This is a genomic window from Armatimonadota bacterium (assembly GCA_017303935.1).
Classification (GTDB): Bacteria; Armatimonadota; Fimbriimonadia; order Fimbriimonadales; family Fimbriimonadaceae; genus JAFLBD01.
Window position 1 is genome coordinate 150,702 of record JAFLBD010000003.1, and the last position, 24,319, is coordinate 175,020.

At 53.5% G+C, this 24,319-nt stretch carries 20 protein-coding genes; 5 read left to right on the top strand and 15 right to left on the bottom strand.

The features are described from left to right. The first annotated feature begins 4 nt into the window (after positions 1–4). Together J0L72_09835 and J0L72_09840 are read left to right on the top strand one after the other, a co-directional pair. Positions 5–868, top strand: a complete 864-nt coding sequence (locus J0L72_09835; protein ID MBN8691070.1) for a hypothetical protein — start codon at positions 5–7, stop codon at positions 866–868. Beyond that, on the top strand, positions 865–2,484 hold the full coding sequence (locus J0L72_09840) for a phosphodiester glycosidase family protein (GenBank protein ID MBN8691071.1): 1,620 nt from the start codon (positions 865–867) through the stop codon (positions 2,482–2,484). Before J0L72_09835 ends, J0L72_09840 begins: the two co-directional genes overlap by 4 nt. On the opposite strand, the gene J0L72_09845 is transcribed toward J0L72_09840, so the two are convergent. Next, positions 2,481–3,959, bottom strand: coding sequence for an AAA family ATPase (locus J0L72_09845; protein MBN8691072.1), 1,479 nt, complete (start codon positions 3,957–3,959; stop codon positions 2,481–2,483). The two genes, J0L72_09840 and J0L72_09845, sit on opposite strands and share 4 nt — an antisense overlap. A gap of 90 nt (positions 3,960–4,049) precedes the next feature. Between J0L72_09845 and J0L72_09850 the strand changes: the two genes are divergently transcribed. Then, positions 4,050–5,036: a hypothetical protein gene (locus J0L72_09850; protein MBN8691073.1), complete on the top strand. Its 987-nt coding sequence runs from the start codon at positions 4,050–4,052 to the stop codon at positions 5,034–5,036. A gap of 3 nt (positions 5,037–5,039) precedes the next feature. Here the strand turns inward: J0L72_09850 and J0L72_09855 are convergent, their stop codons facing one another. The 3 genes from J0L72_09855 to J0L72_09865 all read right to left on the bottom strand — a co-directional run bounded on the left by J0L72_09855 (position 5,040) and on the right by J0L72_09865 (position 8,264). After that, positions 5,040–6,092, bottom strand: coding sequence for a M42 family metallopeptidase (locus J0L72_09855; protein MBN8691074.1), 1,053 nt, complete (start codon positions 6,090–6,092; stop codon positions 5,040–5,042). A 108-nt stretch (positions 6,093–6,200) separates the two neighbouring features. After that, positions 6,201–7,157: a prepilin-type N-terminal cleavage/methylation domain-containing protein gene (locus J0L72_09860; GenBank protein ID MBN8691075.1), complete on the bottom strand. Its 957-nt coding sequence runs from the start codon at positions 7,155–7,157 to the stop codon at positions 6,201–6,203. A gap of 87 nt (positions 7,158–7,244) precedes the next feature. Continuing rightward, positions 7,245–8,264: an endonuclease/exonuclease/phosphatase family protein gene (locus J0L72_09865; GenBank protein ID MBN8691076.1), complete on the bottom strand. Its 1,020-nt coding sequence runs from the start codon at positions 8,262–8,264 to the stop codon at positions 7,245–7,247. Between the two features lie 95 nt (positions 8,265–8,359). Here J0L72_09865 and aspS point away from each other — a divergent pair, with 95 nt between their 5' ends. Further along, on the top strand, positions 8,360–10,174 hold the full coding sequence (gene aspS / locus J0L72_09870; GenBank protein ID MBN8691077.1) for an aspartate--tRNA ligase: 1,815 nt from the start codon (positions 8,360–8,362) through the stop codon (positions 10,172–10,174). 51 nt (positions 10,175–10,225) lie between these two features. Here aspS and J0L72_09875 read toward each other — a convergent pair whose 3' ends face one another. The 4 genes from J0L72_09875 to J0L72_09890 form a co-directional block, all read right to left on the bottom strand. Then, positions 10,226–10,447: a hypothetical protein gene (locus J0L72_09875; protein MBN8691078.1), complete on the bottom strand. Its 222-nt coding sequence runs from the start codon at positions 10,445–10,447 to the stop codon at positions 10,226–10,228. A 21-nt stretch (positions 10,448–10,468) separates the two neighbouring features. Further along, positions 10,469–11,449 (bottom strand): prepilin-type N-terminal cleavage/methylation domain-containing protein, encoded by a 981-nt coding sequence (locus tag J0L72_09880; protein MBN8691079.1) that lies wholly within the window; start codon positions 11,447–11,449, stop codon positions 10,469–10,471. A gap of 111 nt (positions 11,450–11,560) precedes the next feature. After that, positions 11,561–12,340 (bottom strand): HAD family hydrolase, encoded by a 780-nt coding sequence (locus J0L72_09885; protein ID MBN8691080.1) that lies wholly within the window; start codon positions 12,338–12,340, stop codon positions 11,561–11,563. Between the two features lie 5 nt (positions 12,341–12,345). Next, positions 12,346–12,846 carry a bifunctional nuclease family protein gene (locus J0L72_09890; protein MBN8691081.1) on the bottom strand — a complete coding sequence of 167 codons (501 nt, stop codon included), beginning with the start codon at positions 12,844–12,846 and terminating at the stop codon, positions 12,346–12,348. A gap of 77 nt (positions 12,847–12,923) precedes the next feature. On the opposite strand from J0L72_09890, the gene J0L72_09895 reads away from it, so the two are divergent. Then, on the top strand, positions 12,924–15,053 hold the full coding sequence (locus J0L72_09895) for a hypothetical protein (protein ID MBN8691082.1): 2,130 nt from the start codon (positions 12,924–12,926) through the stop codon (positions 15,051–15,053). Here J0L72_09895 and carB (J0L72_09900) read toward each other — a convergent pair. The 7 genes from carB (J0L72_09900) to J0L72_09930 form a co-directional block, all read right to left on the bottom strand. Continuing rightward, positions 15,050–16,702 (bottom strand): carbamoyl-phosphate synthase large subunit, encoded by a 1,653-nt coding sequence (carB, locus tag J0L72_09900; GenBank protein ID MBN8691083.1) that lies wholly within the window; start codon positions 16,700–16,702, stop codon positions 15,050–15,052. The two genes, J0L72_09895 and carB (J0L72_09900), sit on opposite strands and share 4 nt — an antisense overlap. A 20-nt stretch (positions 16,703–16,722) precedes the next feature. Continuing rightward, positions 16,723–17,502: a DUF2071 domain-containing protein gene (locus J0L72_09905; protein MBN8691084.1), complete on the bottom strand. Its 780-nt coding sequence runs from the start codon at positions 17,500–17,502 to the stop codon at positions 16,723–16,725. Then, a complete protein-coding gene (gene carB / locus J0L72_09910) occupies positions 17,486–19,384 on the bottom strand; it encodes a carbamoyl-phosphate synthase large subunit (protein MBN8691085.1) in 1,899 nt (632 codons plus the stop codon). The genes J0L72_09905 and carB (J0L72_09910) overlap by 17 nt, the downstream gene beginning before the upstream one ends. 27 nt (positions 19,385–19,411) lie before the next feature. Further along, on the bottom strand, positions 19,412–20,881 hold the full coding sequence (locus J0L72_09915; protein ID MBN8691086.1) for a hypothetical protein: 1,470 nt from the start codon (positions 20,879–20,881) through the stop codon (positions 19,412–19,414). 39 nt (positions 20,882–20,920) lie between these two features. Next, the gene (locus J0L72_09920) at positions 20,921–22,366 is read right to left on the bottom strand and encodes a hypothetical protein (GenBank protein ID MBN8691087.1); all 1,446 of its coding nucleotides are present in this window, start codon (positions 22,364–22,366) and stop codon (positions 20,921–20,923) included. Positions 22,367–22,461: 95 nt separating this feature from the next. Further along, positions 22,462–23,352: a hypothetical protein gene (locus J0L72_09925; protein ID MBN8691088.1), complete on the bottom strand. Its 891-nt coding sequence runs from the start codon at positions 23,350–23,352 to the stop codon at positions 22,462–22,464. Positions 23,353–23,377: 25 nt separating this feature from the next. Next, positions 23,378–24,190 (bottom strand): prepilin-type N-terminal cleavage/methylation domain-containing protein, encoded by an 813-nt coding sequence (locus J0L72_09930; GenBank protein ID MBN8691089.1) that lies wholly within the window; start codon positions 24,188–24,190, stop codon positions 23,378–23,380. Positions 24,191–24,319: the final 129 nt, after the last annotated feature.

Here is a 24,319-nt window from a genome sequence, read left to right on the forward strand (position 1 = left end):
ACCTATGCGCTGGGTACTCGCTGGCTTGATCGCCACAATTTCATTAACCATTTGGTCAAAACCTGCGAATCGGGTTGTCGGCGACGCCGTTCCGTTTGGCGAGATCAACGAGAAGTTTATTGATGAGTCATCCGGGATTGCGCAAGGCCGAGTGACGCCAAATACCTATTACACGCACAACGATAGCGGGGATACCGCGAGGTTCTTTCGGTTCAACGCGCAGCGCAAACTGACAGGCACCTTTAGCCTCAAGGGCGCCGGCGCGATCGACTGGGAAGACATGGCCAGCGCGAAGATTGGTGGAAAGTCCTACCTCTACTTTGGCGACATCGGGGACAACGCCGAGAAGCGAAAGTACGTCACGGTTTACCGCGTTCAAGAGCCTACAGGTGAAAGCCGCGAGCTCGACAAATTTGACCGATACGTCCTCACCTATCCGGACGGACCGCACAACGCCGAAACGTTGATGGTGCATCCGACCACGGGCGACATTTACATCGTCACCAAGACAAGCAAGGCACCTTCCAAAGTCTTTAAGCTCAAAAACCCATCAAAATCGAGTGATTACGAGATGACTTTGATTGGCGAAGTTGACGTACCCATCCTGATGTCTGCCGGAAAACTGATCACGGGAGGTGCCATCTCGCCCGATGGCAAATTCGTGGCACTCCGGACCTATCTCCTGGCCTACGAATACCCCGTGAAGGGCAAATTTGACGATTGGATGAAATCGTCCCCAACGAGTATTCGTACGATCTTTGACGACCAAAACGAATCGATTTGCTATACAATCGATGGTCGAAACCTTCTTTCGAGCAGCGAAGGTTCACCTTGTAAGATTCAACGAATTCCGATCCAGTACAAATGAAACTTGCTCTTCCAGTTCTGACAGCGATCGCATTGGTCACCGTGGCATCCGCACAGCGGGTGTCGCCTGTGACTGCGCTCGCCATGAGCCAGGATGGTAAGCGCGTGGCGGCAGGATATTCAGACGGCTCGGTTCGGATGATAGAGACGGGTTCAAGATTGGCGAATTGGAAGTGCCCTGGTCCGACTTCCCCGCTTACAGTCAGCCAGCTCTCGCTTTCGCCGGTTGGTGATTTTGTCGCTGCGAGCTATCCCGTGCAAGGGTTTTGGCAGCCTGTTCGGTTGATCGGAGCGAAAGACGGCAAACTATCGCGCACGCTATTGGCGGGCACCAGTGCAACGTTTTCGGCCAATGGAACAACGATCTATATCGCGACCTCTAGCGGCATCGCGATGGTCGATACAAAGTCGGGAGTCAACGCGGGCTATGTTCCGAACACGAGTTCGGTGACTTCAATTGCGGTCTCGCCGGATGGATTGAAGCTAGCGACGTATTCCGCAGGAACCGTGCGAGTGTTCAAAATCGATGGCTGGGCCGTGTTGCAGACCTACCAGTTGCCGAACTATTTCCAATGTTCAGTCGCTTTTGCCTCGGACAACATCTTGTGTGCTTCGTCCGCAGAGGGTGGCGCGTTGCATCGTTGGGACATGCTGACCGGCAATCCTTTGCCTGAACTCAAAACGAGCTTAGGCGGCGTGATGACCGCGGTGTTCTCACCCGATGGGCGGAACCTGGCGTTTCTCTCGAACCAGAATGAAGTGGAAACGATCTCTGTGCTCTCGGGGACCAAGCAGCCCAAGTTTAAGGTGAATCAGGGGTTTGTTGGAGCCATTTCGATGAGTGCCGGGCAAGTCGTCCTCGGGATGCTGAGTGGTGAAGTGCGGTTCACTTCCAATTCTGGGATGGTAGTGAGCAAACCGGCCAAGCCAAGGCGCAAGCCCGATCCAAGCACTTTACCGACGAGCCTTGTTGCCACCACCGTTAACGGCGTGCCTTGCAAGGTGGTCAAGGTGAACCTGAACGATCCGCGCGTTCGAGTTTCGGTTGAGGTAGCAAATGGATTCCCGTTCGGTGACCAATCGTTTGCTTCATTGGTCAACGAGTCGGGCGCCGATGTCGCGGTGGTTGGCACCTTCTTCGATACGGTCAGCCTTCGTCCCGTTGGGGATATCGTGGTGAACGGAAACGTGATCTACCAAGGTCATATGGGCACTGCCCTCACCCTAACTCCAACCAACGAGACTGGTATGAAGCGTGTTCCTTGGGGGCGTACCCAAGATTGGAGCGGATTTGAAACGGTGTTGAGTTGCGGCCCAGCGTTGGTGCTCAATGGCCAGATTGATGTCGATCCGGTGGGCGAAGGCTTCCGCGATCCATCGATTATGGGCGCGGTTCCTCGGGTGGGAGTCGGGATTACCGCGGACAATCAGCTGATGATCGTGGCTGGCGGCTCAGGACAGACTTTCTACGGGTTCGCAAAGCTGATGAAAGCACTCGGTTGCGAGAATGCCATGAACCTTGACGCTGGATCGTCCCGTGCGCTGTATTATCGCGGACAGTATTTAATCAAGCCGGCCAGGAGGCTCACGAACATCCTGACCGTGCACATCGATTAATCGTCGCGTTTCGAGCTGGGCCTTGCGCGGATGCTTGCCCAGTTTCGCAATTCATCAATCTCTTCGGCCATTGTGCGGCTGAGAGGCACTTGCGCCTTGGCTTCCGCTTCGAGATCGTCGTTTGTGAGTTCTCGTCCCGCACCAAATGCGCTGAAAAGTGCGCCTACTACCACCTGCTCGATTTCGGCCCCGCTGAATCCATCTGCGGCCTTTGCAAGGCGAGGCAGGTCGTAATTCTTTGGATCGCGCGCGCGCTTTTTGAGGTGAATTGCGAAGATGTCAGCGCGCTCTTTTGCGTCTGGAAGATCGACGAAGAAGATGTCGTCAAAACGGCCCTTTCGCAGCAGTTCTGGCGGCAATTTGCTCACGTCGTTAGCTGTAGCAATGATCACGACGGGCTTTGTCTTTTCTTGCATCCAACTGAGGAACGTGGCGAGAACTCGTTGACCGGTGCCGTTGTCTCCTCCTCCGCCCATGCCGCCAAATCCCTTTTCAAGCTCATCCGCCCAGAGGATGCACGGCGCGACGCCTTCAGCAACGCGAATCGCCTTTCGCATGTTTTCTTCGCTTTGTCCGACCAGCGAGCCAAAGATTCGGCCCACGTCTAGCTTGAGGAGAGGAAGATTCCAGGAGGCGCCGACCGCCTTCGCTACAAGCGATTTTCCGCAGCCTTGAACGCCAAGCAGAAGCAATCCCTTTGGCGGCGGGATACCGAATTCGCGAGCTTTATCGGTGAGTGCCGTTCCGCGCTTTTGGAGCCATTCTTTGAGAAGTTCTTGACCACCCACATCTTCCAGCTTGTTATTGGCGGGATAGAACTCCAGGATTCCCGACTTGCGAATGATCTGCTTCTTTTCTTCGATGACCACCGAAAGATCAAACTTTTTGTGCTCCACGAGCGACCGGGCGAAGCAGGATTCGATTTCGTCGAGCGTCAACCCCTGCGCGGCTTTGATCATTCGCTCACGATCCTCGGCGGCGAGGGTCACGTCAACCTTGTCGTTGCCACTCATGGAGGCGATGACGTCGTTGAGTTTTGCCTCAATTTCCGCCTTGTTTGGAAGCGGGAATTCGAGCACGGTGATGTCCTTTTCAACTTCTACCGGCAAAACGAGTTGCGGCGCCAACAAGCAAAGCGTGACTGATTTTCCGCGCAAACTCTCGGCGAGGTCGCGCAGCAACCGAATCACTCGAAGGTCCTTGAGGAACGGGTGATAGTCCTTGAGGAGGAAAACGGTCTTGTCGGGGGCTTCCAGAATTTGGGTCAATACCGCGAGCTCTGGGGAGAGACTCGATCGTGATCCTGGCAATTCCGGAATCAACCCTTTGGTTAGAGACCAGACGTGTAGATTCCGCCCTAGCGACTTGCAGATTCCAGACAAGGCGGATTCTACACGGCGCTCTTCCCAACTCACCAAATAGAGCACTGGGTACTGCGCGCGAATCAAAACTTCGATCTCTTGAATGGGATCCATTTGTTACGGTTAATGCTACCCAGCCGATAGAATGGCCGTTTCGTGGTCCTGGGTGCAAACCGATCGGGTGTTCTGATCGTCGTATAGGTTGTGAATGCACTTGCCCTAGCAGGATTGATCGTCGCTCAGCCGCAGACTGACTTTGTGGTTCAGCCGGTTTACTTGGTGCCATCGGATCTTCCAATCGCGAAAGAGAACGTGACCGCGATCAACCGAATCATGCAGGACATCAATACTTGGTATGAAGGCCGGGTCGGTGCCAAGTTTAAGCTGAACCCCGTTCGACAAGTCAAGGCTCGAAAGGACTGGGTTACCATGCGGCTGGGCGAAAATCCGAAGCCGGAAGATGTTGCCGACGAATCGTTTTCACCCAATTGGTATTCGTCAGTCGTCGATGAGGTGAACCCGCTTCCGAAGCAGATCACCGTGATTTTCTCTACTGGCGGCGGCAAGTACACGATGGGCAAACAGACCGACTGCTACTCGGGCACGGTTGTCGTCGGGGACTGGGTGATGGAGCCGATCAGTGGAGTCCGGGTTTCAACGTTGCCAAAACCGCCCGCGGATGCTTGGCAGATCAAAGGAAGCGTGCCCACGGGAATCGTAGCCAATCGAATGGCGCAGGCGTTCGGACTTTTGAAGCCAGAGCGGTATGAAGGCTCAACAATTTTGACTGGATTCCAGTCCTTCCCGAACGTCGGATTGCTCGCTCATGAGGCGTTTATCTTGCGCAATTCGCCGTATTTTGGCTATGCGCCAGGAGACAAGGATGCGCCAATTCTCGATGTCGAAATGGATGATCAGGGATTCTGGGGCGAATCGATTGTGATCAAAGCTCAGGGTCTTCGGGACGGGGATCAGATTGAGCTGAATACTATTGGCCCGTATCAGTACATCACGAATAACCTACGCTCGCCGGTAAGCATGTTTGTTCCTTTCACCTATGCCACACCCGAGCGGGGCCGAATGACGGTTCCACGCGATGTTGGACCAGGATTCTTGCGACTCTATCGCGGAGCCCTCCGGTCCAACATCGTTCCAATAAACGTTTACCCTAAGCGTTTGCCAACGCAGTAGCGCTCAGACTTTGTAGATGTAGTCGCGCGAATGAGCGTCTTCGATGTACCTGGCTAGCAGGTCCACCGCTGCGTCCAGGTCGCCGGGATGGATCGTTTCGTTGACGGTGTGAATATAGCGGGTTGGCACCGAAAGTGTAAACGCCGGTACCCCACCATTCAATCTCTGCACGCCACCTGCGTCTGTTCCTCCTGCCGCCAGAATTTCCATTTGGTACTTGATCTTGTGATTTTTGGCGAGATCGACGAAATGCTGGACCATCATCGGACTGCAGATGAGCGATCCGTCGAGAATCTTGATCGCTGCGCCTTCGCCAAGTCTTGTGATAGCGTCTTGGTCTGGGATTCCTGGAATATCGTTTGCCAAGGTGACATCAATGGCGACGACCATATCGGGCTGGATTCCTGAGCCAGCTGCGGTTGCGCCGCGAAGACCGATCTCCTCTTGCACCGTAGCAACGCCATGAACCTCGACTTCGTGGTTCTTCGCAGCCTTCATCGCCTCGATCATGGTGTACACCGCGATTCGGTTGTCCATCGCTTTCCCGGTGTAGAGGTCTCCCATCGGCCGGAAATCGCGGTCCATCGTGACCATATCGCCGAGCGACACTGCTGCCTTTGCCGCATCGCCTTTCATTCCAAGGTCCACAAAAAAGTCTTCGATTTTGGCAGCGCGATTCGCTTCCTCTGGCGAGAGCATGTGCTTCGGCTTGACACCCATCATCAGTGTGCCGTTGATTGGACCGTTGCTCGTGTGTACTTTGACGCGCTGGGCGGCCATCTGCCGTGGATCCCATCCGCCGAGCGGGTGCAGTCGCAAAAATCCTTTGTCGTCGATGTACTTCACCACGAAACCGATTTCGTCCATGTGAGCAGCGATCATCAGCTTCTTGGCGTCGGTTGACTTCCCTTTCTTCAAGCAATGGAGGTTGCCCATGGCGTCGGATTTGAACTCACAGATGTCTTTGAGTTCGTCGATTACGATGGAGCGGATGGCGTCTTCTTGGCCTGGGATGCCACAGGCTTCGCTGAGTTTTTTGAGGAGTGCAACGTTCATAAAATTCCTTTTCAGTCTACTGGTTGATCAGGTTGGAGGTTCCTAAAAAATGATCTCGCCTGACAGAAGTCAGGCGAGATCATTTCTCTTTGACAATCTTTGCGCGAATTACGGCGCGTAGATGTCGCCGATACAGGTTCCAGGTACGCCATGAATGTCGCCCCAGTTTGGAGTGCTACCTGGGTGACCGACACACTCATGCTGCTTTTCTGACTTTGGATAGTCGGTGATGCCGCATTGAGTCATCTTGGCTGCAGGTACGTGGCGAGTCCAAGAATAGTAGGTCTCGCGGGTGTCCACAGAAGCCCAGGATGGGCAGCTGTCTACGATCTTGCCACCAGTTGGAAGTGCCTTAGCGTTGAATCGCTTGCTGTGTCCATCAGCGAAGCTGAGGATGACGCCATCTCGGTGTCGTGGCCAGATTTCCCACTTGTACCAGTAGTTGACCCAACCCGAAAGAGCTTCGGTGCTGTTGTATCGCTTCGGGAAATATCCGTCGGTGTACGCGATGGTTTCCGAAACAGCTTCCATTTGAGAGTTGCTGATCGGCATTGGTGTTTTGCCGTTCACGCCAGGACCCTGTGGAATCAACCCGCTTGGGCCACCAACTCGCGTGACCATACCGAATAGGCCGATGTTCCAAGTGTAAGCGTTGTAGCGGAAGGTGCGCAACATCTGTACGCTACCGCCAACTCGCGACCGAATGGCTTCGAGAAGGCTACCGCCTGCAGCTGTCGCCGAAGCACCTGTGTAGTCTTCACCGCCGCCACCCGATGGGTACGAAGGGCACTTAAGGATATCTGGTCCCTTACGATAAGGATCGACCAAGTCGTGGACAAAAACCAGCGTGTTGCCGCCGGAAATGCTCATGCCCATTGGGTACATGTCGTCGTTGTCGCCGACATACATGAGCGTGGCGTAGGCGTTTTGCTTATTGTTCGAGATACAGACCGATGTTTTGGCTGCGTCCCGTGCTTGTGCAAACACCGGGAATAGAATTGCTGCGAGAATGGCGATGATCGCAATCACCACCAAAAGCTCGATCAGCGTAAATGCTTTTTTCATAATAGCAAGCCCTCGCGCGCCAAAAGACGCACGAATGTTAATCACATATTAGCTTACTTTTTTGAGAAGTGAAACGATTCCCAATATTTATTCGATGTTGAAATCTGCAAATACTGGAAGGTGGTCGCTCGCTTTTGTACCCATTTCTGTATAGGTCACTGAATACGGCTCTTCGACAACCTTGACCTTGCTTCCACTACCTCGTAGCGCTTCCGCTCCTGAATAGATGTCAGTCTTCACGTGCTTAGGAAATAGATTTGGTGAAACAAGTATCTGGTCAAAAAGGGTTTGAACGACCTTGACGTCATCTGGGAACTTGTGTTCTTTACCTCGGAGTTCTTCGTTGCTCTGATAGGCGCCCATGACCACTGGTGCAAGAGGTTGACCTTTGAACAATCGGTCCAGATCGAGTGAAACGTAGTTCTTTCGGTAAAGCGGTTCACAGAGGTTGACCATGAGCGGGTTTGGCACCGATTCTTGCCCGCCTTTCACAAGTAGGTTGCCCGTTTCCAAGATGTTCATCGATCGGTCATCTGGAGTGTCGTTCATGTCACCGAGCACGATCGAATTCTCGTTCTTCTGCCCCGCGATGTATCCAGCCAGCATGCCTGCTGCCAGTTCACGTTGTTGGTCGGTGATCCATCGACCTCCTCGGCGGCTCTTGAGGTGGCAGACGTAAAACACGAGTGTCGTGCCTTTCGGCGTCAATACTTCCGCTCGGAGGACGTCGCGTCCGCCTGGGAATGCGAAGTTCAACGCGGGGGATGTGAACAAAAGCTCGCTCTTCACGAGTTTGTACGGAGCTTTCACCGCGATGCATGGCTCTTGATATTCCTTCGGGTCATCCGCCATTCCGATAGACCACTTCGAATCGAAAATTTGCTCAAGCGCCTTCTTGCTCTGGATTTCCTCGAGCGCGACGATATTTGGCTTCACCGTATCGAGGATCTGCTTGACGTTTGCGATCCGTTCTGGATTTGAGTCCTCCGCGAACCAGTAAATGTTGTAGGTCATTACGCGCAGATTGTTCGTCGGTTGTTGTGCGAATGCACAGGAGGAAGTGACGCCCAGCGCGAGCAACGGAATGAACCAAGACAGCTTTTTCATGACCTTTTCTTTTGACGATTGATTGTGGTTACTGTACCCGTCAAGTTGCTGTTAAGGTTCAAAATTGGCCTTCGAGGTATCCTTTAGGCTCGTTTATGTCGTTTTCTCAGCGCACCCATCATTGCGGAAATCTCCGCCTCGAACATTCCGGCCAGACAGTTGTTTTGAACGGATGGGCTCATCGCATTCGCGATTTGGGCGGGCTGTTCTTTGTTGATCTTCGGGATCGAACTGGCTTGGTTCAGCTGTTCCTGGATCCAGCCAAGTTCCCAGTTTCAGAAATCCGTAGCGAGACCTGCCTGAGCATCACTGGCGAAGTGAAAGAAAGACAAGAAGGCACAAAGAATGCGGCAATGGAGACGGGCGATATTGAGATCATCGTGACCTCCATGGAAGTCTTAGGTTCGGCGAAGCCTTTGCCATTCCCTGTCAGCGATGAATCCCAGATGCGCAATGTCAACGAGGAGTTGCGAATCAAGTACCGCTACCTCGATATTCGCCGGCCGTCGATGAGCCGAAAGCTGATGTTGCGAGCGGCGGCGGTCAAGAAGATGCGCTCGTTCCTGGACGACCAAGGATTCACCGAAATTGAGACGCCAATTTTCACGAAGTCCACTCCAGAGGGTGCGCGCGACTATCTCGTGCCTTACCGATTGGAACCGGGACTGTTTTATGCCTTGCCACAATCGCCCCAGCAGTACAAGCAGTTGCTGATGGTTGCGGGGATGGAGAAGTATTACCAAATCGCCAAGTGCTTCCGAGACGAAGCTCAGCGATCTGACCGACAGCCAGAATTCACACAACTCGACCTTGAGATGAGCTTCGCCACCCAAGAGGACATCTTGCAATTGATGGAAGGCCTGACGCTCAAGGTGATCAACGAATTGATCGCAGAATTCGGGCTTGAGAAGGAGCCGATCACCGGATTCCAACGGCTGACCTATGACGAGTCGATGCAAAAGTACGGCTGCGACAAGCCTGACTTACGTTTTGGGCTGGAGTTGTTCGACGTCTCTGAAATCGTTGGGAAATCCGAGTTTGGTGTATTCAAATCTACCGTCGAATTGGGCGGAAAGGTACGCGGTGTTCGATTCCCGAATGGTGCCACGCTTTCGCGCAAGGACGTGGGCGAACTCGAGAACTACTGCAAGGAGTTTGGTGCGAAGGGCATGGCTTCGATTGCGGTCACTGCGGAGTCAACCGGATCGGACAATGAAGTCGTCACTTCTAGCGGATTGGTGGCGAAGGCCAGCTTCCTCAAGTTCTTTACGCCGGAACAAGTTGGCGAAATCCTCAGTGCAGCTCATGCGGAAGCAGGCGATCTGCTGTGTTTCATCGCTGATACCTATTCCGCTGGCAACAACGTTCTGTACCGATTGAGAAATGAGATCGGGAGCCGCGCCGGGCTGCGTGACCCTCGCAAGCTCGCGTTCTGCTTTGTGATCGACTTCCCGCTCGTCGAATGGAACGAGGCGGACAAGCGATGGGATTCGACTCACCATCCTTTCACTTCGCCAAAAGCGGCAGATATGCATCTTTTGGACACCGATCCAGGCAAGATTCGGGCGGATTGCTACGACGTGGTTTGCAACGGAACAGAGTGGGCCAGCGGCTCCATTCGGATTCATCGCCCTGACGTGCAATCGCGCATTTTTGCTCTGCTAGGTATTGATGAGGCGAGGCAACAAGAACGATTTGGTCACATTTTGGAGGCGTTTAGCTACGGCGCGCCGCCGCACGGAGGAATCGCTCCTGGCGTGGACCGGCTGATCATGTTCCTCTGCGACGAAGAGAACATTCGCGAAGTTATCGCCTTCCCAAAGATTGGGCTTGGACAAGATCCTATGATGGAAGCTCCGAGCACCATCGATGCCGTTCAGTGGGCTGAAATGGGCCTTCGTTTGAGCTGATAATCGTTGTTACAAAAAAATCCCCACCAGATCACTGGAGGGGATTTTTTGTTAGGTTCCTCGACCTTCCGGAGTACTTCCAGCAGGTGGAACACCTGACCCGCCTTGATCTGCGGGCAATGGCGCGGAATCTGGTGGTGGCGGATTCTTTTGATTGATCATGCCTTCACCGGACTTTCCAACACCGGAACTTTGGGTGAACGCGGTGATTCCCCCCGCGAGCAAGACCAACACTAGGGCAATGATCGCGAATCTTTTTTGCTTATCATCCATGGTTTTGTAAGTACATTCTCCTTATCGGCAAAGAGCGTCGAGCGTCGTGTTCTCGCCAGGTCCTGGAACCCACATGCTCCATCGGACATCCGCTGGGTTGATATTGATGCAGTTCAAGACGCCGTTCGATCGGTTTGCCTGACCTGCAGCACTCCTCAGAACTGCTGCGCGGTTTTGCACCGGCGAGAAGAAGGCCTTCGGCACTCCCATCGCGGCCGCTAGTCCTGCATCTTCGCGTGCCGGATAGAACTTTGCGTGGCTATCGGCGAACGCGAGAGCGAGACCGGATCCGAGACGATTCGTCATACCGTCCAGCGTGTTGATCGGCCGTTGTGGCGAAGCCAGATACCCTTGGGCACCGGCGGTGCAGGATGTATTTGTCGTTCCGAGCACCACAAACTTGGAGTGCTCTTGCACCAAAGTCATGGTTGGATACTGGGAAAGGCAAGCGCTGTTGACATCGGGCGTGAGCGGTTCGTCACCCCAAATGCTTGCAGTACATCCGACCTGAACGGCGTCATCGCAGACGAAGTAAGCGAGGAATGTTCGGTTGATTCCAATTGGCGCAGTGCGACGGTCCGTATTGGTGTCATTGCAAGGCGCGGGGTTAGCAGTCACACCCAGTTCGGGTGCAGCAACGTTTGCTTGGAACCGGAACGGAGGGTGCTTTCGAGTTGCAAGAGGATCAAGATAAACATCTTTATTCTTGATGTAGTTAAAACTCAATCGTCCCCAGAGGGCGTTTACAGTTGTAGCTTCACCGGTGCATCCACCAGAAACAGCGGCTGGATACCCTTCATCGTTATCACCGGTATACATCAGCATGCCAGTGCCTTGCTGCTTCATGTTGTTCATGGTCACCGTCTTTTGGGCGGCCAATCGTGCTTGAGCAAACACAGGGAAAAGGATCGCAGCCAGGATTGCAATAATGGCAATGACAACGAGCAGCTCGATGAGCGTAAAGCCTCGTCGCTTAATAACTCGATTCTTGAATGAATCCATGACTCTAAATACTCCTAAGTACAACCTGCACCGGCGCCGTTGCCACCGCAGGAATCAAATGAGTATACGACCATTACCTGCAAAAGGTATGGGCAATTCTTAGTTTTTGAACTAGCCCCGATTGGGTAATGCGTTCAAAAGCTCTGTCAAAGAGTAGATCGTCGTGGTCGGATCGGGCGAACCTTCGGGTTTTTCTTCCGGTTTGTTGGTGCTTGGCGGGATGTCGCTATCGCGGCGAATCCAAGCAGTTTTCCAACCGTGCAAGTGTGCACCAAGGATGTCGTGCCCGAAGCTGTTCCCTACCATCAAGATTTCTGATGGCAACAGATTGGGAAGCTTGCCTCGCATGTGTCGCAGAGCGATCGCATATACATCCGGTTCTGGTTTTCCAAATCCCATTTCACCTTCGATCAGTACGGGATCGAAGTAGTGCTCGATCTTTAAAGTACGTAGTTCTTGGCGCTGGATGTCTGCGGGGCCGTTCGTGATCAGCCCGAGCGGATAGAACTCTTTGAGTGTATTCAAGACATCAAGCGCATCATCAAAAAGTCGGAGATTGTCATCTCTGGTCGCGCCGTAGGTGTCGCTAAAGGCCTTCGCATGGTGCTCATCCACAGCACCGAGCTCGCTCAAGGTGAGGCGCATTTGTTCGGTCCGCGTCGGCTCGCCGAATTCGAGATAGGTCTTGTACCACGGCGTCTTCTTTAGCGTGGGTGCAAACTTACGAAATGCCTTGGCCCAAGCTTCATACAATTCGTCGGTCGAATAGCCCGCAACCGGATGTTGATCAAAAGTCGAACGTAGGGCAGCCTTGCTCGCTTCCCAATAGTTGCAAAGGGTGTCGTCCAGATCAAAGAAAATGGCGCGAATGTTGGCGAGTTCGGAATGCATGGCCATTAATCGTCTTGTCGGTCGAAAATCCCTTCGAGAACATAGATCGGCACATCCCACCGCAGTGCGATCGCGATGGCATCGCTTGGGCGGGCGTCGACTTCCATCTCTTCTCCATCGAACATCAGATAAACCTTAGCGTAGTAGGTCTTGTTCCAGATATCGTCAATCAGAATTCGGGTGACTTCGGCTTCGAGCCGTTCCACGATAACCTTCATCAGATCGTGGGTCATCGGTCGGTCGGGTTGATTGCCTTCGAGCGGGAGGCTGATGGAGGTTGCTTCGGCAAGCCCTATGACGATGGCTAACTTCTTCTCTCCGGAGCTCAGTAAAACGAAGCGCTGAACGTTGTTATTGCTCTCGGCATAGAAGACGCCTTCGACAGTGACCTCAACGGGTTCGCCTAGATCGGACTGGCGAACGAGGCGATCTTCTTCGTTTCCATAGGGGAAAAACGAAGGCGGTGATTCCAAATCATCGGGATTGTCATCCCGTTCGTCTGGCATGCCCATAAAGATACCTATCTTTTTTTGATCGCAACAGGTAGGGTGGTTGAAACGTACTGGGATTGACGAGGATTTTTATGTCGAATTTGCGCTTTTCTCACAAGATGGTTTCCGGGCTGGTTCTGCTTGGATTGATGGCTGCTGCCAACGCCGCCGAACTGCCAGATGTTAAGGTTAGTTTGGAATGCCGGGCGATTCCACTTAGCGCTGTTTTGGCGGATCTTTCTGCCAAGACTGGTACTAAACTCCTAGTCGAATCTCAACTTGGAAAGCAGATTTATGTGGTGCAAGCGAAAGACGTTTCCTCAAAGGACTTGCTTGGTCGAATTGCGCTAACGTCCCACGCCGCTTGGACTGAAGTAGACGGCGCGTTTCGGTTGGTGCTCTCGCCACAAGATGAGAAAGCAATGCGGTCTGCGGACCAAGCGATGATTGCACAGAAGCTTCGAGAAGCTATCGACGGTTCTAAAGAGTTCTTCCCGGCTGATGGCATGATGGAAGTCGAAGAAGCAACGCCCACAACGATGCCTCCAAACACCGAAGAGGAGACTGAAGAAGAGCGAAAATTCCGTGAAAACTATGTAGAGATCCAGAAGCTGCAGTCCGAACTCAAACGTGATCTGAGAGCTGCGATCGACGTAGACCGAATGGCGAGATTGAACCTGTTTGAACGCGTTGGGTATAGCACTCAACCAGGAAGCGGGCTCACAATGCTGAGCACGAAGTTTAAGACCGCTATGGTGAAGTTCAACCAGGCGAGCGCGAAGATCGGACAGGCGAGGCAACGCACGCTCTCGAGAATCGTCGTGAGCTACTCGCGCAACGACCCATACAGTTACAACTACAAATTGACGGGCGTCTCCTCAGATAACAAAGTGATTTTCAGAGATGAATTGAAAATTGCTCTGGCCGTTTCTAATTTCTTCGGCGGGTTTGGGTCGCCGCCAAAGATCGCCGAGTTCCCACTGAAGTTGAACAAGCCTGATTCGGTGGTCGAGATGACTGAAGAACTGAAGGCGATGTCTGAAGTGATCGAGTCCATCACGAACGGAGTGCCGCCACCAGTTTTCCGCCAGACTCAGATCAAGGAGTTCTTCGGGCGGCCCGATCTGCACGATCCGCTTGGGCTATCTACGAGTTCGGCGGTTGTGGCGATGGCCAAAGATCAGGCGCTACCAACCGTGGCCAATCTCTGCGACGAAACATTCGCCATGGAAGTCCAAGCACTAGGCGAAACCGCCGCCACCAAGACCAAGCAACTTGCTGAAGCTTTTTGGAACATCGGAACTCAGAAGGTCGAGACCAAAGATGGATGGCTCTTGATCGAGCCGATGTATCCGAGTATCTCGCTCGAGGCTCGGATCAGCAGAGACGCACTGGGCGCACTGATCCGAATCGAGAACCGCGATGGTTCTGTTGGCCTGGAGCCAATGATCGGATTTGCCAATACGTATCCAGAACTCGCGCCTGGGATCACGTTGGTTTACTTGTTCTTGGCCGCGCCCTCAGCCTTGGATTTCTCGATGATCTCGGGCGGCGAGTCCATGAGCTTTGCCCCGTATCGCTTTTATGGAGCGCTTGATGGCCGTCTACGGCCACCATTTGACCGAGGTGAGCCGATTCCATTCTCCGCGCTGAATATGCCGCAGCGGTCGCTGTACTTGCAATGCTTGACCGGAATCGACTTCGCATCTGGGCAGTTCCAGACCGACATGTTTGGCACTATCCTCAGCACGATCGAAGGTCGCGCTCGTGAAGAACAGGCCCCGCCATATGTTGACGTTGTAGAGGCAATTCCAGCGCTTGACCAGACAGGATTCGTCCGTGGCAAGTCGATGTCGGAGACCGTTGTTCGAGGAGTTGGTGAGCAGTTCGTTTTTGGGCCTTTCTCGATCCTAAACGCTGAAACTTACGCCTTTATGAAAATGTCGTTCCGGGAAGGCGAAGAAGGCGATGGAATGATGTTCGCCAAATTTGATCGCTATCGCATCGGCATGCGGCAGAACGTGTTGATGGAATTCTTGGTTTCACCTCAATTTGGGGCGAGCAAGCAGGTCTCAGGGACGCGCATGACGGGCGATCCGGCTGGAGTACCCGAAACGGGCTTTCCTCGGGAATTCATGGCGAAGGTCCGCCAGGTCATCGAACGGATGAATCAAGCTGAGCCCGCGCAAGAAGCTCCGATGGGCGCACCTCCAACTCGTTAAGCTCGGAGATAGTCCGTGTACGGTTTGCACTCGGTCAATTCAGGATTTTGAAACACCTGAATTGATCGGGTAAGCGCCCTGGCTGTATCGATACTGGTGATGCATGCCACTCCAGATTCGATGCAGGCCCGTCGAATTCGGCGAGCTTCATCGGTTTCGCGGGCACCCGATCCAGGGGTGTTGATCATCAACCCCAATTCGCCCTGTTGAATGAGGTCTAGGAAGTTTGGCGATCCTTCTTGAATCTTCTTGACTCGGTGGCATTCGATCCCGGCACTGTTCAGTTCGTTCGCCGTACCCTCCGTCGCATAGATTTCGTATCCGCCGTCGGCGAGTTGCTTGCCGATTTCGGCGGTGTGTTCTTTGTCCAGGTGACTCAGAGTCAATGCCACTTTTTGAGATTTGAACTGGATTCCACTGGCGATGAGCGCCTTGTAGACTGCGCCCTCATACGTACGGTCAATGCCGAGCACTTCCCCTGTCGATTTCATTTCTGGTCCGAGGCTCGGCTCGACCAAAGCGAGCTTTTGGAAGCTGAATACGGGCGCTTTGACCGCGAAGATCGTGTTCTGCTTGCTTTGCGAGTCCGCGTAGTCGGTGCTGGAAATCACGCGGCCTTTGGTCCGGGGGCTAAACCCGGTTTTGGCGGGTGGATCGCCAGGTTCGGCGCACCAGATTCCACTACCATATCCCATCGACGCGAGAGTTTCACCCATCATGCAGCGGGTGGCGAGTTGGACCATCGGAATTCCTGAAACCTTGCTGAGATAGGGTACGGTGCGGCTGGCTCGCGGATTGACCTCGATGACGTAGAGCTTGCCTTCATTGAACACAAACTGAATGTTCATGAGACCTTTGATCCCGAGTTCTTTGGCGAGCGCGCAAGCGACGTCGATCACCTGCTTTTCAAGCTCGCGAGACAGACCGATGCTTGGGTACACCGCCATCGAGTCCCCGGAGTGGACCCCCGCCCGCTCGATGTGCTCCATGATTCCAGGCACAAGCGTATCTTCCCCGTCGCTGATAACATCGACCTCTATCTCTTGGCCCACAAGATATTTGTCGATGAGAACCGGCTTGCCGGGGTTGGCTTCATCTGCGAGCTGGTAGAAGGCGTCGAGTTCGCTGGAAGAGTAGACGATCACCATGGCTCGTCCACCCAGAACGAAGCTGGGCCGAACGATCACCGGATAGCCGATTTCTTCTGCCACGATTCGGGCGTCTTCGACAGATTTCACCGCGCGTCCTGGAGGTTTGGGAACGCCAAGCTTGTCCAGTAGTCGCTCAAACTTCTCACGGTCTTCGGCGATGGCGATGGCTTCGTGCGATGTTCCTAGGATTTTGACGCCGTAGTGCGCCAGGTTTTCGGCGAGGTTGATGGCGGTTTGTCCGCCAAATTGTACGACCACGCCAAGCGGTTTTTCGTGCTGAATGACTCTCTGAACATCGCCCAGAGTCAAGGGTTCGAAGTACAGCCCATCGCCTGTATCGAAGTCGGTACTGACCGTCTCTGGGTTGTTGTTTACGATCAATGCCCGGAAACCCATTTCCTGCAATGCCCAAACGCTATGAACACAGGAATAGTCGAATTCGATGCCTTGTCCGATGCGGATTGGGCCTGATCCAAGAACGAGTACCGACTCTTTCACCGGAGATAGAGAGTACCGCTTTAGGCAGGTGCAAAACCGGGAATCATCTGCGCGGCGTCGGCATTTTGTAGTGCCATCACTTCGACTTGAACTCCCGGACTCGCGCAGCAGTGGACCCAGTTTGGAGTCTCTAAACCAAGCCAAGACAGAGCGTCTGTACGGCATTCCAGAAGATTCGCTCGGTGAATGACGTACGGTTCATGGACGACTCGGCCAGCCATTAATTGTCCCTGATGGACGGAGTACAGCAGGTACCGTTCGACCAACCAGAACTCAAAAGAACCGGGATTAGCTGGCCCGATTCGCTCTCCTCGTTGGTATTCGAGCGAAGTCTGAGTGATGGGTCTTTCAATCCGTTTGCTCTTGTAACTGATCACACCGTTTTGTTGTTTGCAACTCATCTTGGCGTGAAAATAGGGCAACCCAAAGGTCTGGCGGGCGACGATGCAGGCAATTTTACGGGCAGCATCCAGACTGAAGAACCAGACGCCCGGATTTTTTCCTTTGTGATGCACATAGGTGCGCACATTCAATTCTGGAAACGCGCAGAAATACGGCAGACTCGGGAGCCCAGGTGGACGAATTCCGGACATCGTGAACGCCACCAAACCGATGTAGGACCGCTCCTGTCCATCTTCTGTACGGAAGGTGTCTACCTGCAGCTTTGGTGGCAGTTGATCTTGAATGAGCTGTGGATCGACTTCGGCGTGCAGAAACAAGAGGTCGTGCCACGACTGCCGCATGATCGGCCTCCCGGGCGACCTCGTTCGCACTGATTCGTAATCACTGAGCTTCAGCATGATGAAACTGGTCGGTTTCGTCACCTAGGGTGCAGTAGTAGTACGGCGTGTGCGATTCGAACTCGCCGGCACACGTGTCAACCATTTTGAATACGTGCCCCCGATTGTAAGACGCTAGATTAGCTCCAACGAAGATTCTTGTCGAATTGACCGTGTCTAACGGATATTTTGCAAAGAACTCATCCTGAGTTTGTTTGTATTCTGGGAATTCTTTGATCCGGTTCGCCATCGTATCGATGACGTTCTCCACTGAGGCACCTTCATCTAGATCAGATAGGTTGGCGACGAACTTGCGAGTCTGACCCGCCATCTCTTGCTGATCCTTGAGAAAAGTCGGGGAAATTCCGACCAGTTTGCAGATGTAATTGGAGGAGATTCCGAGTTGCTTAGCCCGGTCCAGCACGCTGCGCATGGTATACGCATCTTGGACCCAATCGTGCAAATTCAGGAGTTCAGTCTCGGTCTCTACCAGGGTTTTGAGCTTGGCCAAGAACCAAGGATCGACGTTGCTGAGCGACCGGACTTCTTCGATCGTCCAGCCTCTTCGCAGTCCTTCAAAAATCGCCCACATGCGCTCATCGGTTGGCTTCTTGATGGCGTGGCGCAGTTCGTCGTCCGGCATCTTCCCTTCGCCGCGTTCTGATCCCATTGGAGCGAATTTTCCAGCAAACTTCTCGTGCCAGAGGTCCTTTTCGCGAATTTCTAGCCCGCGAATCGCCTTGAGCAATGCAGACTCAAAGGTACGATCGATTGCCATCACTTCTCCGGTGGCCTTCATTTGAGTGAAAAGTGATCGATCACCGGTGTGGAACTTGTCGAAAGGCCATCGAGGAATTTTGACGACGCAATAATCCAGCGCAGGCTCGAAGCAAGCTTTCGTTGAACCCGTGACTTCGTTTTCGATTTCGTCGAGAGTTTTGCCAATTGCGATCTTGGCAGCGACCCGCGCGATCGGATATCCGGTGGCCTTGCTCGCCAGAGCTGAGCTTCGCGACACCCGCGGATTCACTTCGATGATGTAATAGTCGAAGCTCTCGGGAGACATCGCAAGCTGTACGTTGCAGCCACCTTCGATTCCCAGCGCGCGGATAATTTTGAGGGATGCCGAGCGCAGCATGTGGTACTCGATATCACTCAGGGTTTGGCTGGGTGCGATCACGATGGAGTCGCCCGTGTGCACACCCATCGGATCGAAATTCTCCATATTGCAGATCGTGATGCAGTTTCCCTTACTATCGCGCATCACTTCGTATTCGACTTCCTTCCAGCCGAGAAGCGATCGCTCGACCATGATCTGTGAACGCATCGAGAGCTTCAGTCCGGTTTGGCCGATTTCCCACAACTCTTCGCGTGTGCTGGCGATTCCTCCGCCTGTTCCTCCGAGAGTGTAGGCGGGGCGGATGATACAAGGGTAAGGCACTTTGTCCAGTACGGCTTCGAGCTGTTCGGGGGACTCGATAATCCAGCTTTCTGGCACGGGTTCGCCGATCTCGTGCATCAATGCCCTGAAAAGCTCGCGGTCTTCTGCTTTCTGAATGGCTTCGAGCTTGGTGCCGAGCAATTGAACGTTGTATTTTTCGAGAATTCCTAGCTGGGCCAGTTTGCTCGCCAGGTTGAGGCCGGTTTGACCACCCAGGGTTGGGAGCAAGCCATCTGGTCTTTCGGCGGCGATGACTCGCTCGCAAAATTCTGGCGTTAAGGGCTCGATGTACACCTTGTCCGCGGTGTCTTCATCGGTCATGATCGTCGCCGGATTGGAGTTGATGAGCACAACAGTGTGCCCTTCTTCGCGAAGAGATTTACACGCTTGTGTTCCGGCGTAATCGAACTCCGCGGCTTGGCCGATGACAATCGGTCCACTCCCAATCACGAGGATCTTCATTCCGCTCTTGATTGTGGCAGGTAATTCTTAGGGCAGAACGGGGATTCGGTCTCCGCTGAGACCAAAGTTGGTGACCACCACGTCGAAGTCCGACGATCCGACTTCCCCATCACGATCAATGTCTGCGACCGGATTGAACCTAGGGTTACCGTACCTTGCGCCAAACGCTGCAATTACGGCGTCGTAATCGGACGATCCGATTTCGTTGTCACCATCGATATCTCCGCCGATCAGATCGAATGAAGGAGCAAAACTTGGTGCGTTTCGGACAACTCGCGCCAAGTACCCAGGAACCCGGACGATGGCGTGAAGATTGAATCCTTGCCCCATCGTAGAGAACCAAGCAGTGATTCGGTCCATGTCGTAATGTCCAGATGGCTTCACACCTGAGCTGGCAGTGAGCGAAATCGCATGACCCGTCCCGTCGGTCGCGTAGGTGCCTGCGTTGTTCTGCAAGAAGTACTGCATGGTGACTTGGAATGGCTGCGGAGTGCCACCAACGATTCCAGCGTCGCGATTGCCGGCCGCATTGACGAACAGCGATACTGCACTCTGCACGAATCCGTCGTTGGTGCTGGTCCAATCGTAGCTGTACAGTTCCGAGAAAGCGTTTGACGTGGAGACCAAATTGTCGTGAACACCGTTAAACGATGGCGCCAGGATTGATCCACCGTCGTCATCCCATTGAAGAGGGCCGGACGAACTGAGGTTTTGTCCAGGGAAATTCGGGTCGATTGGCGTTGCCATCGTGTCCAGCGTTGGCTGCATCGCGAAGGTGCTCGGATTCAGAACGAACTGGCCCGAGGCGTTAATGGTGCCGATCACAACCAAGATTGCGGCTGGAGTGTTCGCGGTGGCATTTCCAGGAAGCGGGATGGAGTAGGTAGTGCTGGAAAGATTTGCGTCGTAGGTCCGCCATCCGTTTGCTTGGATGCCCCAGTCGATGACAAGGCCGTAGTACCCGGATCCGACCGGTGTACCGATTGGGCTGGTGAAGGACAGGCCGCTGTCAATGCTTCCGAAGTTTGTTGCGGTAAAGACCGCCATCGCGAGTCGTGCGCTACCAGAACGAACTTCGGTGCCGCCCGGATTCCAAACGATGTCGGTGGCGAATCGCTTCGCGCTTCCCGTGAAGACGGTCGGAGCGAGGCTTTGGATATCTTGGCAATAAAATGGGTTCTTGTAAGCGTTTGAGAATCGGAAGAAACCGCCAGTTTGACCGTAAATATTGGTATAAGCCGTTCCCGAATTCGGGTTGAAGCTCATGGTGTCAAAGGCGGGCTCCCAGACGGCTCGACCGGATTGCGCTTGTGGGCCGAAACTCTGCCAAGGACCGATGATTGTTCCGCCGGGGCCAAGCTGGGCCACCTGCCCATGGTTGACTACCTCTGGCAAGCGAAGTTCTCGGTAGATTTGACCTACCTTGGGTGTTTGGGCAAACGCCACACTAGTGGTGAGAACTAGTGAAAAAGTGAGCATTCGTCCAAGTTTCTGCATAGTAAATATCCTAGCAGAAACTTGGCGTTAGTGTTAGCGTTATTCGTCGCCGAGACCAAAATTTGCAACGACAATATCGAAGTCGCTCGAACCTACTTCATCGTCGCGGTCCACATCGCCGTCTCCCGGGTTGGCTGGGCTGACACCAAAGTTGGCCACCACGATATCGAAGTCGGCTGATCCAATCTCTCCGTCATCATCTACGTCGCCGTTGATCAGGTTAATAGTTCCAGCCGGAACGCTGACACCAGAAGCGGTATTGATGATGCCCGACGCCTTTCGAAGCCAGGTGCTTTCTTCCACCTTGATTCGGTAGCTACCTCCAGTCGATGGGTTTGGATCGGCTAGGACGAAACCACCCGTCGAGCTAAGTGGCAGGATCTGCGTGGAGAGCAGTGCGTTGGTTGACGAATTGTAAACCGTGAATTTGGCTGTGCCGGGCCGATTGGCTGGGACGGCCAAGCTATTGAACACCACGGTGCCGGTGATCTGCTTCATGTTCTGGTCCACGAACAGAGCAACCGCTGGTTGCAACATTCCTCGGCTTGGCGAGGCGGTTGTGTAGTCCCCGCTGTAAAGCTCTGCGAACGGGAAGCTTTCGCTGCTCGTATTGGTGAAGTCTTGGAAGACGTAGTCGGGTTCGCCGATCGCAGCGGTGCTTCCATCATCGAGCCACATCAGTTCGCCTGACTTGCTCGGGTTGGTGCCTGCTGGAGTTGGTTCGCCGACGCTGAGCTGATTGCTAAAGAGCGGTGCGCAGATCACAAGCGGATTGAACTGTTGGAATTCGCCTGTGCCGGAGTCGTATGTGCCGAGTTCGACCTTGACCACTCCGCTGTTCGAGAGGGATGCAACTGCCGGGAGTGGGAGCGAAGCCGCCACTGTCGACATGTCGAAGAAGACTTCCTTGTTGGGTCTATTCCCTTGCCCGGTCACAAACACATCTAGGTTCGCGCGGGTGATCATGATCGACGATGTTTCGTTCTTCAGAACGGGTCCGTCGGATGTATTATCAAAATTGCTGCCGGTGCTGATCTTCGCGGCGAAGTTCAGCGCTCCGCTCGGAGAAGCCGCGTTGCCGCCTGGATTCCAATAGAACGCCAATCGAGCCAACTTTGCGTGACCCAAGGCAGTGCCGGTATTGAGGGCGGTAATGTCATTTGCCCACATGTAGCACTTGTATCCGGCATCGGCAATCTGATAGGCGGTTGTTGTGCCGTATTGTCCGCTGTAGGTCAGTTGGGTAATCGGATTGGTGTTCATCGAATCGAACGCCATTTTCCAGCTTGCTGCACGGCTATTGTTTTGCGGGATTGGTCGTAGCCCACCGATAATGCGGCCATTCTCATCTAGCGGCGCCCAATTCTCGGCGCGGAAGACGTGGATCGTCGCTGGATCGACCGGCTTGACGTCTCGTGGCCCAGTAGCAAATGCGACTGAGGCACTGGCTACGACAGCAATAGCAACAATACTAATTCGGGACATGGTTTTCCTTTCTGACCTATGGGTGCCACCCACGCTGGTGCACAACCCTTCCTATTTTACACGGGGTTACTCTAATTCGACCCCCAAATCAATTACTAGGTTCGCTCCGAACGAAGAATCTCGAGTTCTTGCCTGGTGCATTCCTTAACGCTCCAGACCTCTTCGTGGAGAGCGGATTCGCCAGGGTTCAGCACCTGCAGCGGACCCACCGACTCTACTTCGAGCATGTCGTGGCGTGTGTACATTTCAAAATTGCATCCGAAATCAGGGTATTCCCCACCGTCCGAACCAAAGGACTTCGTAAACAGGAGTCCATCGATCCAATAATGCGCGATTCCGGGTTGAACGAAGCTCCCGCACTTTTGTGGATTGGGATCATCGGACTGCTTTAGTACCGTGCAATTTTTGCGCCATTCCCATCTGGTATCGGTCATATCGGCATAAGGCCAAAGAACTATTGGGGTGGATGGCAACTTTGGATTGCCCCCCTGTCCCTCGGAATTGTGGGAGAAATGGCATTCACCTCCCGCTCGCATGACGGTAATGGCCCATGGCGCGATGGTGATTGATTCTTCACTTGAATTCGTTATTCTGTGTTGAATCGCGAGTTGGTTATCACCTCTAGGAACTACGCGCAAGGCCCGGTTTAGTCCCAACGGGCTCTCCGCTGTGCAAAACCAATCGTCCAGGATTGTTACTGGATCGTTGTCTGGCTCATAGGTTCGGGCTGGGACTTCTGGGGCGGTCCACAGCCGATGTCCACCATAGCCTGTGTATTCACTGAGTCCGACTTTGCCCTTCGTGGAAGGCTTGATGTAGAACAGATTTGGGCTTTCGTTATAGGTTAGCCCTATGATTCGTGGGCCGAAATCTAGTGTGATCCAAACGGTTAGCGGGCCATGTGAAATCTGGGCGCATCGCCAGCCTTCGAACTCAACAAATTGCATCGCCCCCAGGTTTACCCCGGAGGCGATGCTGTTTTTCATTTTGGGAACGAACAGTTTCTAATTGTTAGTTTCCGATTCCGTTGAAGTAGCGGTCCATGAGCTCTGGAGTGCTTCCGCCGGGCTTCAACTTACCGATCGAGGTGTACTTGACGTGGCCATCAAGGAATCCCACGATGACGTACTTGGCATCAAATCGACCCCAGAGTTGACCTTGACCAGTCGCATTTGGATAGGCCGAAGTGGTCCACATGGTTGGAGGAAGAATCGAGTGGTAGCCAATCGGATTCTTGATCAAGGTTGGTGCGCCGCCTACTGCTGGGACGGTGATGTCCTTCATGGTAGCTTCAGCGATGAAAACGGTGTCAGCAGTGACGTCAAAGCTGCTCATGCTCTTACCAACTTGGTAGGTTCGACCAGGCTGGCCAGGAACAGGAAGCGAGTCGTTGATGTACACATAGTTCATGCCGTAGCTTGGCGTCAGACCCAAGATGTACATCTTGTATGGGCTCGCCATATTGAACCGTGCAGTCCCTGCCATTGTTTGGACGAACGGATCATCTGCTCGGTCGTTGGGGCAGAAGAACAGCGCGTCGTTCTTTACATACGGTTGCATAAGGTTCGACCAGAACAGTGTGCCGTTATCGGGTGGGACCGGAGCACCGTAGGTGTACCTTCGAGGAACAGTGACCTCGTCATTGTCCGAGTGGTACATCACCGCGGCTAGGTTGATTTGTTTGACATTGTTAATGGACGCAGTTTTCTTGGCGGCATTTCGTGCTTGAGCAAAAACCGGGAAGAGGATCGCTGCGAGAATCGCGATAATCGCGATTACGACGAGAAGTTCGATAAGAGTAAAAGCGCGTCGCATGACAATCATTATTTTGTTCAAGCAACTGTTGCTTCCCTTTGACAATTTTGATGATTGGGATACTTTCTGACGACAACATTTTTGTGTAGATAATATGAACAATGATTCATCAAATAAGTCATGGTTTACGCCGATTTG

Coding starts and splice junctions, on each gene's coding strand:
- J0L72_09835 (MBN8691070.1), top strand. CDS start 5: ATGCGCTGGGTACTCGCTGGCTTGATCGCCACAATTTCATTAACCATT.
- J0L72_09840 (MBN8691071.1), top strand. CDS start 865: ATGAAACTTGCTCTTCCAGTTCTGACAGCGATCGCATTGGTCACCGTG.
- J0L72_09845 (MBN8691072.1), bottom strand. CDS start 3,959: ATGGATCCCATTCAAGAGATCGAAGTTTTGATTCGCGCGCAGTACCCA.
- J0L72_09855 (MBN8691074.1), bottom strand. CDS start 6,092: ATGAACGTTGCACTCCTCAAAAAACTCAGCGAAGCCTGTGGCATCCCA.
- J0L72_09860 (MBN8691075.1), bottom strand. CDS start 7,157: ATGAAAAAAGCATTTACGCTGATCGAGCTTTTGGTGGTGATTGCGATC.
- J0L72_09865 (MBN8691076.1), bottom strand. CDS start 8,264: ATGAAAAAGCTGTCTTGGTTCATTCCGTTGCTCGCGCTGGGCGTCACT.
- aspS (MBN8691077.1), top strand. CDS start 8,360: ATGTCGTTTTCTCAGCGCACCCATCATTGCGGAAATCTCCGCCTCGAA.
- J0L72_09875 (MBN8691078.1), bottom strand. CDS start 10,447: ATGGATGATAAGCAAAAAAGATTCGCGATCATTGCCCTAGTGTTGGTC.
- J0L72_09880 (MBN8691079.1), bottom strand. CDS start 11,449: ATGGATTCATTCAAGAATCGAGTTATTAAGCGACGAGGCTTTACGCTC.
- J0L72_09885 (MBN8691080.1), bottom strand. CDS start 12,340: ATGCATTCCGAACTCGCCAACATTCGCGCCATTTTCTTTGATCTGGAC.
- J0L72_09890 (MBN8691081.1), bottom strand. CDS start 12,846: ATGCCAGACGAACGGGATGACAATCCCGATGATTTGGAATCACCGCCT.
- J0L72_09895 (MBN8691082.1), top strand. CDS start 12,924: ATGTCGAATTTGCGCTTTTCTCACAAGATGGTTTCCGGGCTGGTTCTG.
- J0L72_09905 (MBN8691084.1), bottom strand. CDS start 17,502: ATGCTGAAGCTCAGTGATTACGAATCAGTGCGAACGAGGTCGCCCGGG.
- carB (MBN8691085.1), bottom strand. CDS start 19,384: ATGAAGATCCTCGTGATTGGGAGTGGACCGATTGTCATCGGCCAAGCC.
- J0L72_09915 (MBN8691086.1), bottom strand. CDS start 20,881: ATGCAGAAACTTGGACGAATGCTCACTTTTTCACTAGTTCTCACCACT.
- J0L72_09920 (MBN8691087.1), bottom strand. CDS start 22,366: ATGTCCCGAATTAGTATTGTTGCTATTGCTGTCGTAGCCAGTGCCTCA.
- J0L72_09925 (MBN8691088.1), bottom strand. CDS start 23,352: ATGAAAAACAGCATCGCCTCCGGGGTAAACCTGGGGGCGATGCAATTT.
- J0L72_09930 (MBN8691089.1), bottom strand. CDS start 24,190: ATGATTGTCATGCGACGCGCTTTTACTCTTATCGAACTTCTCGTCGTA.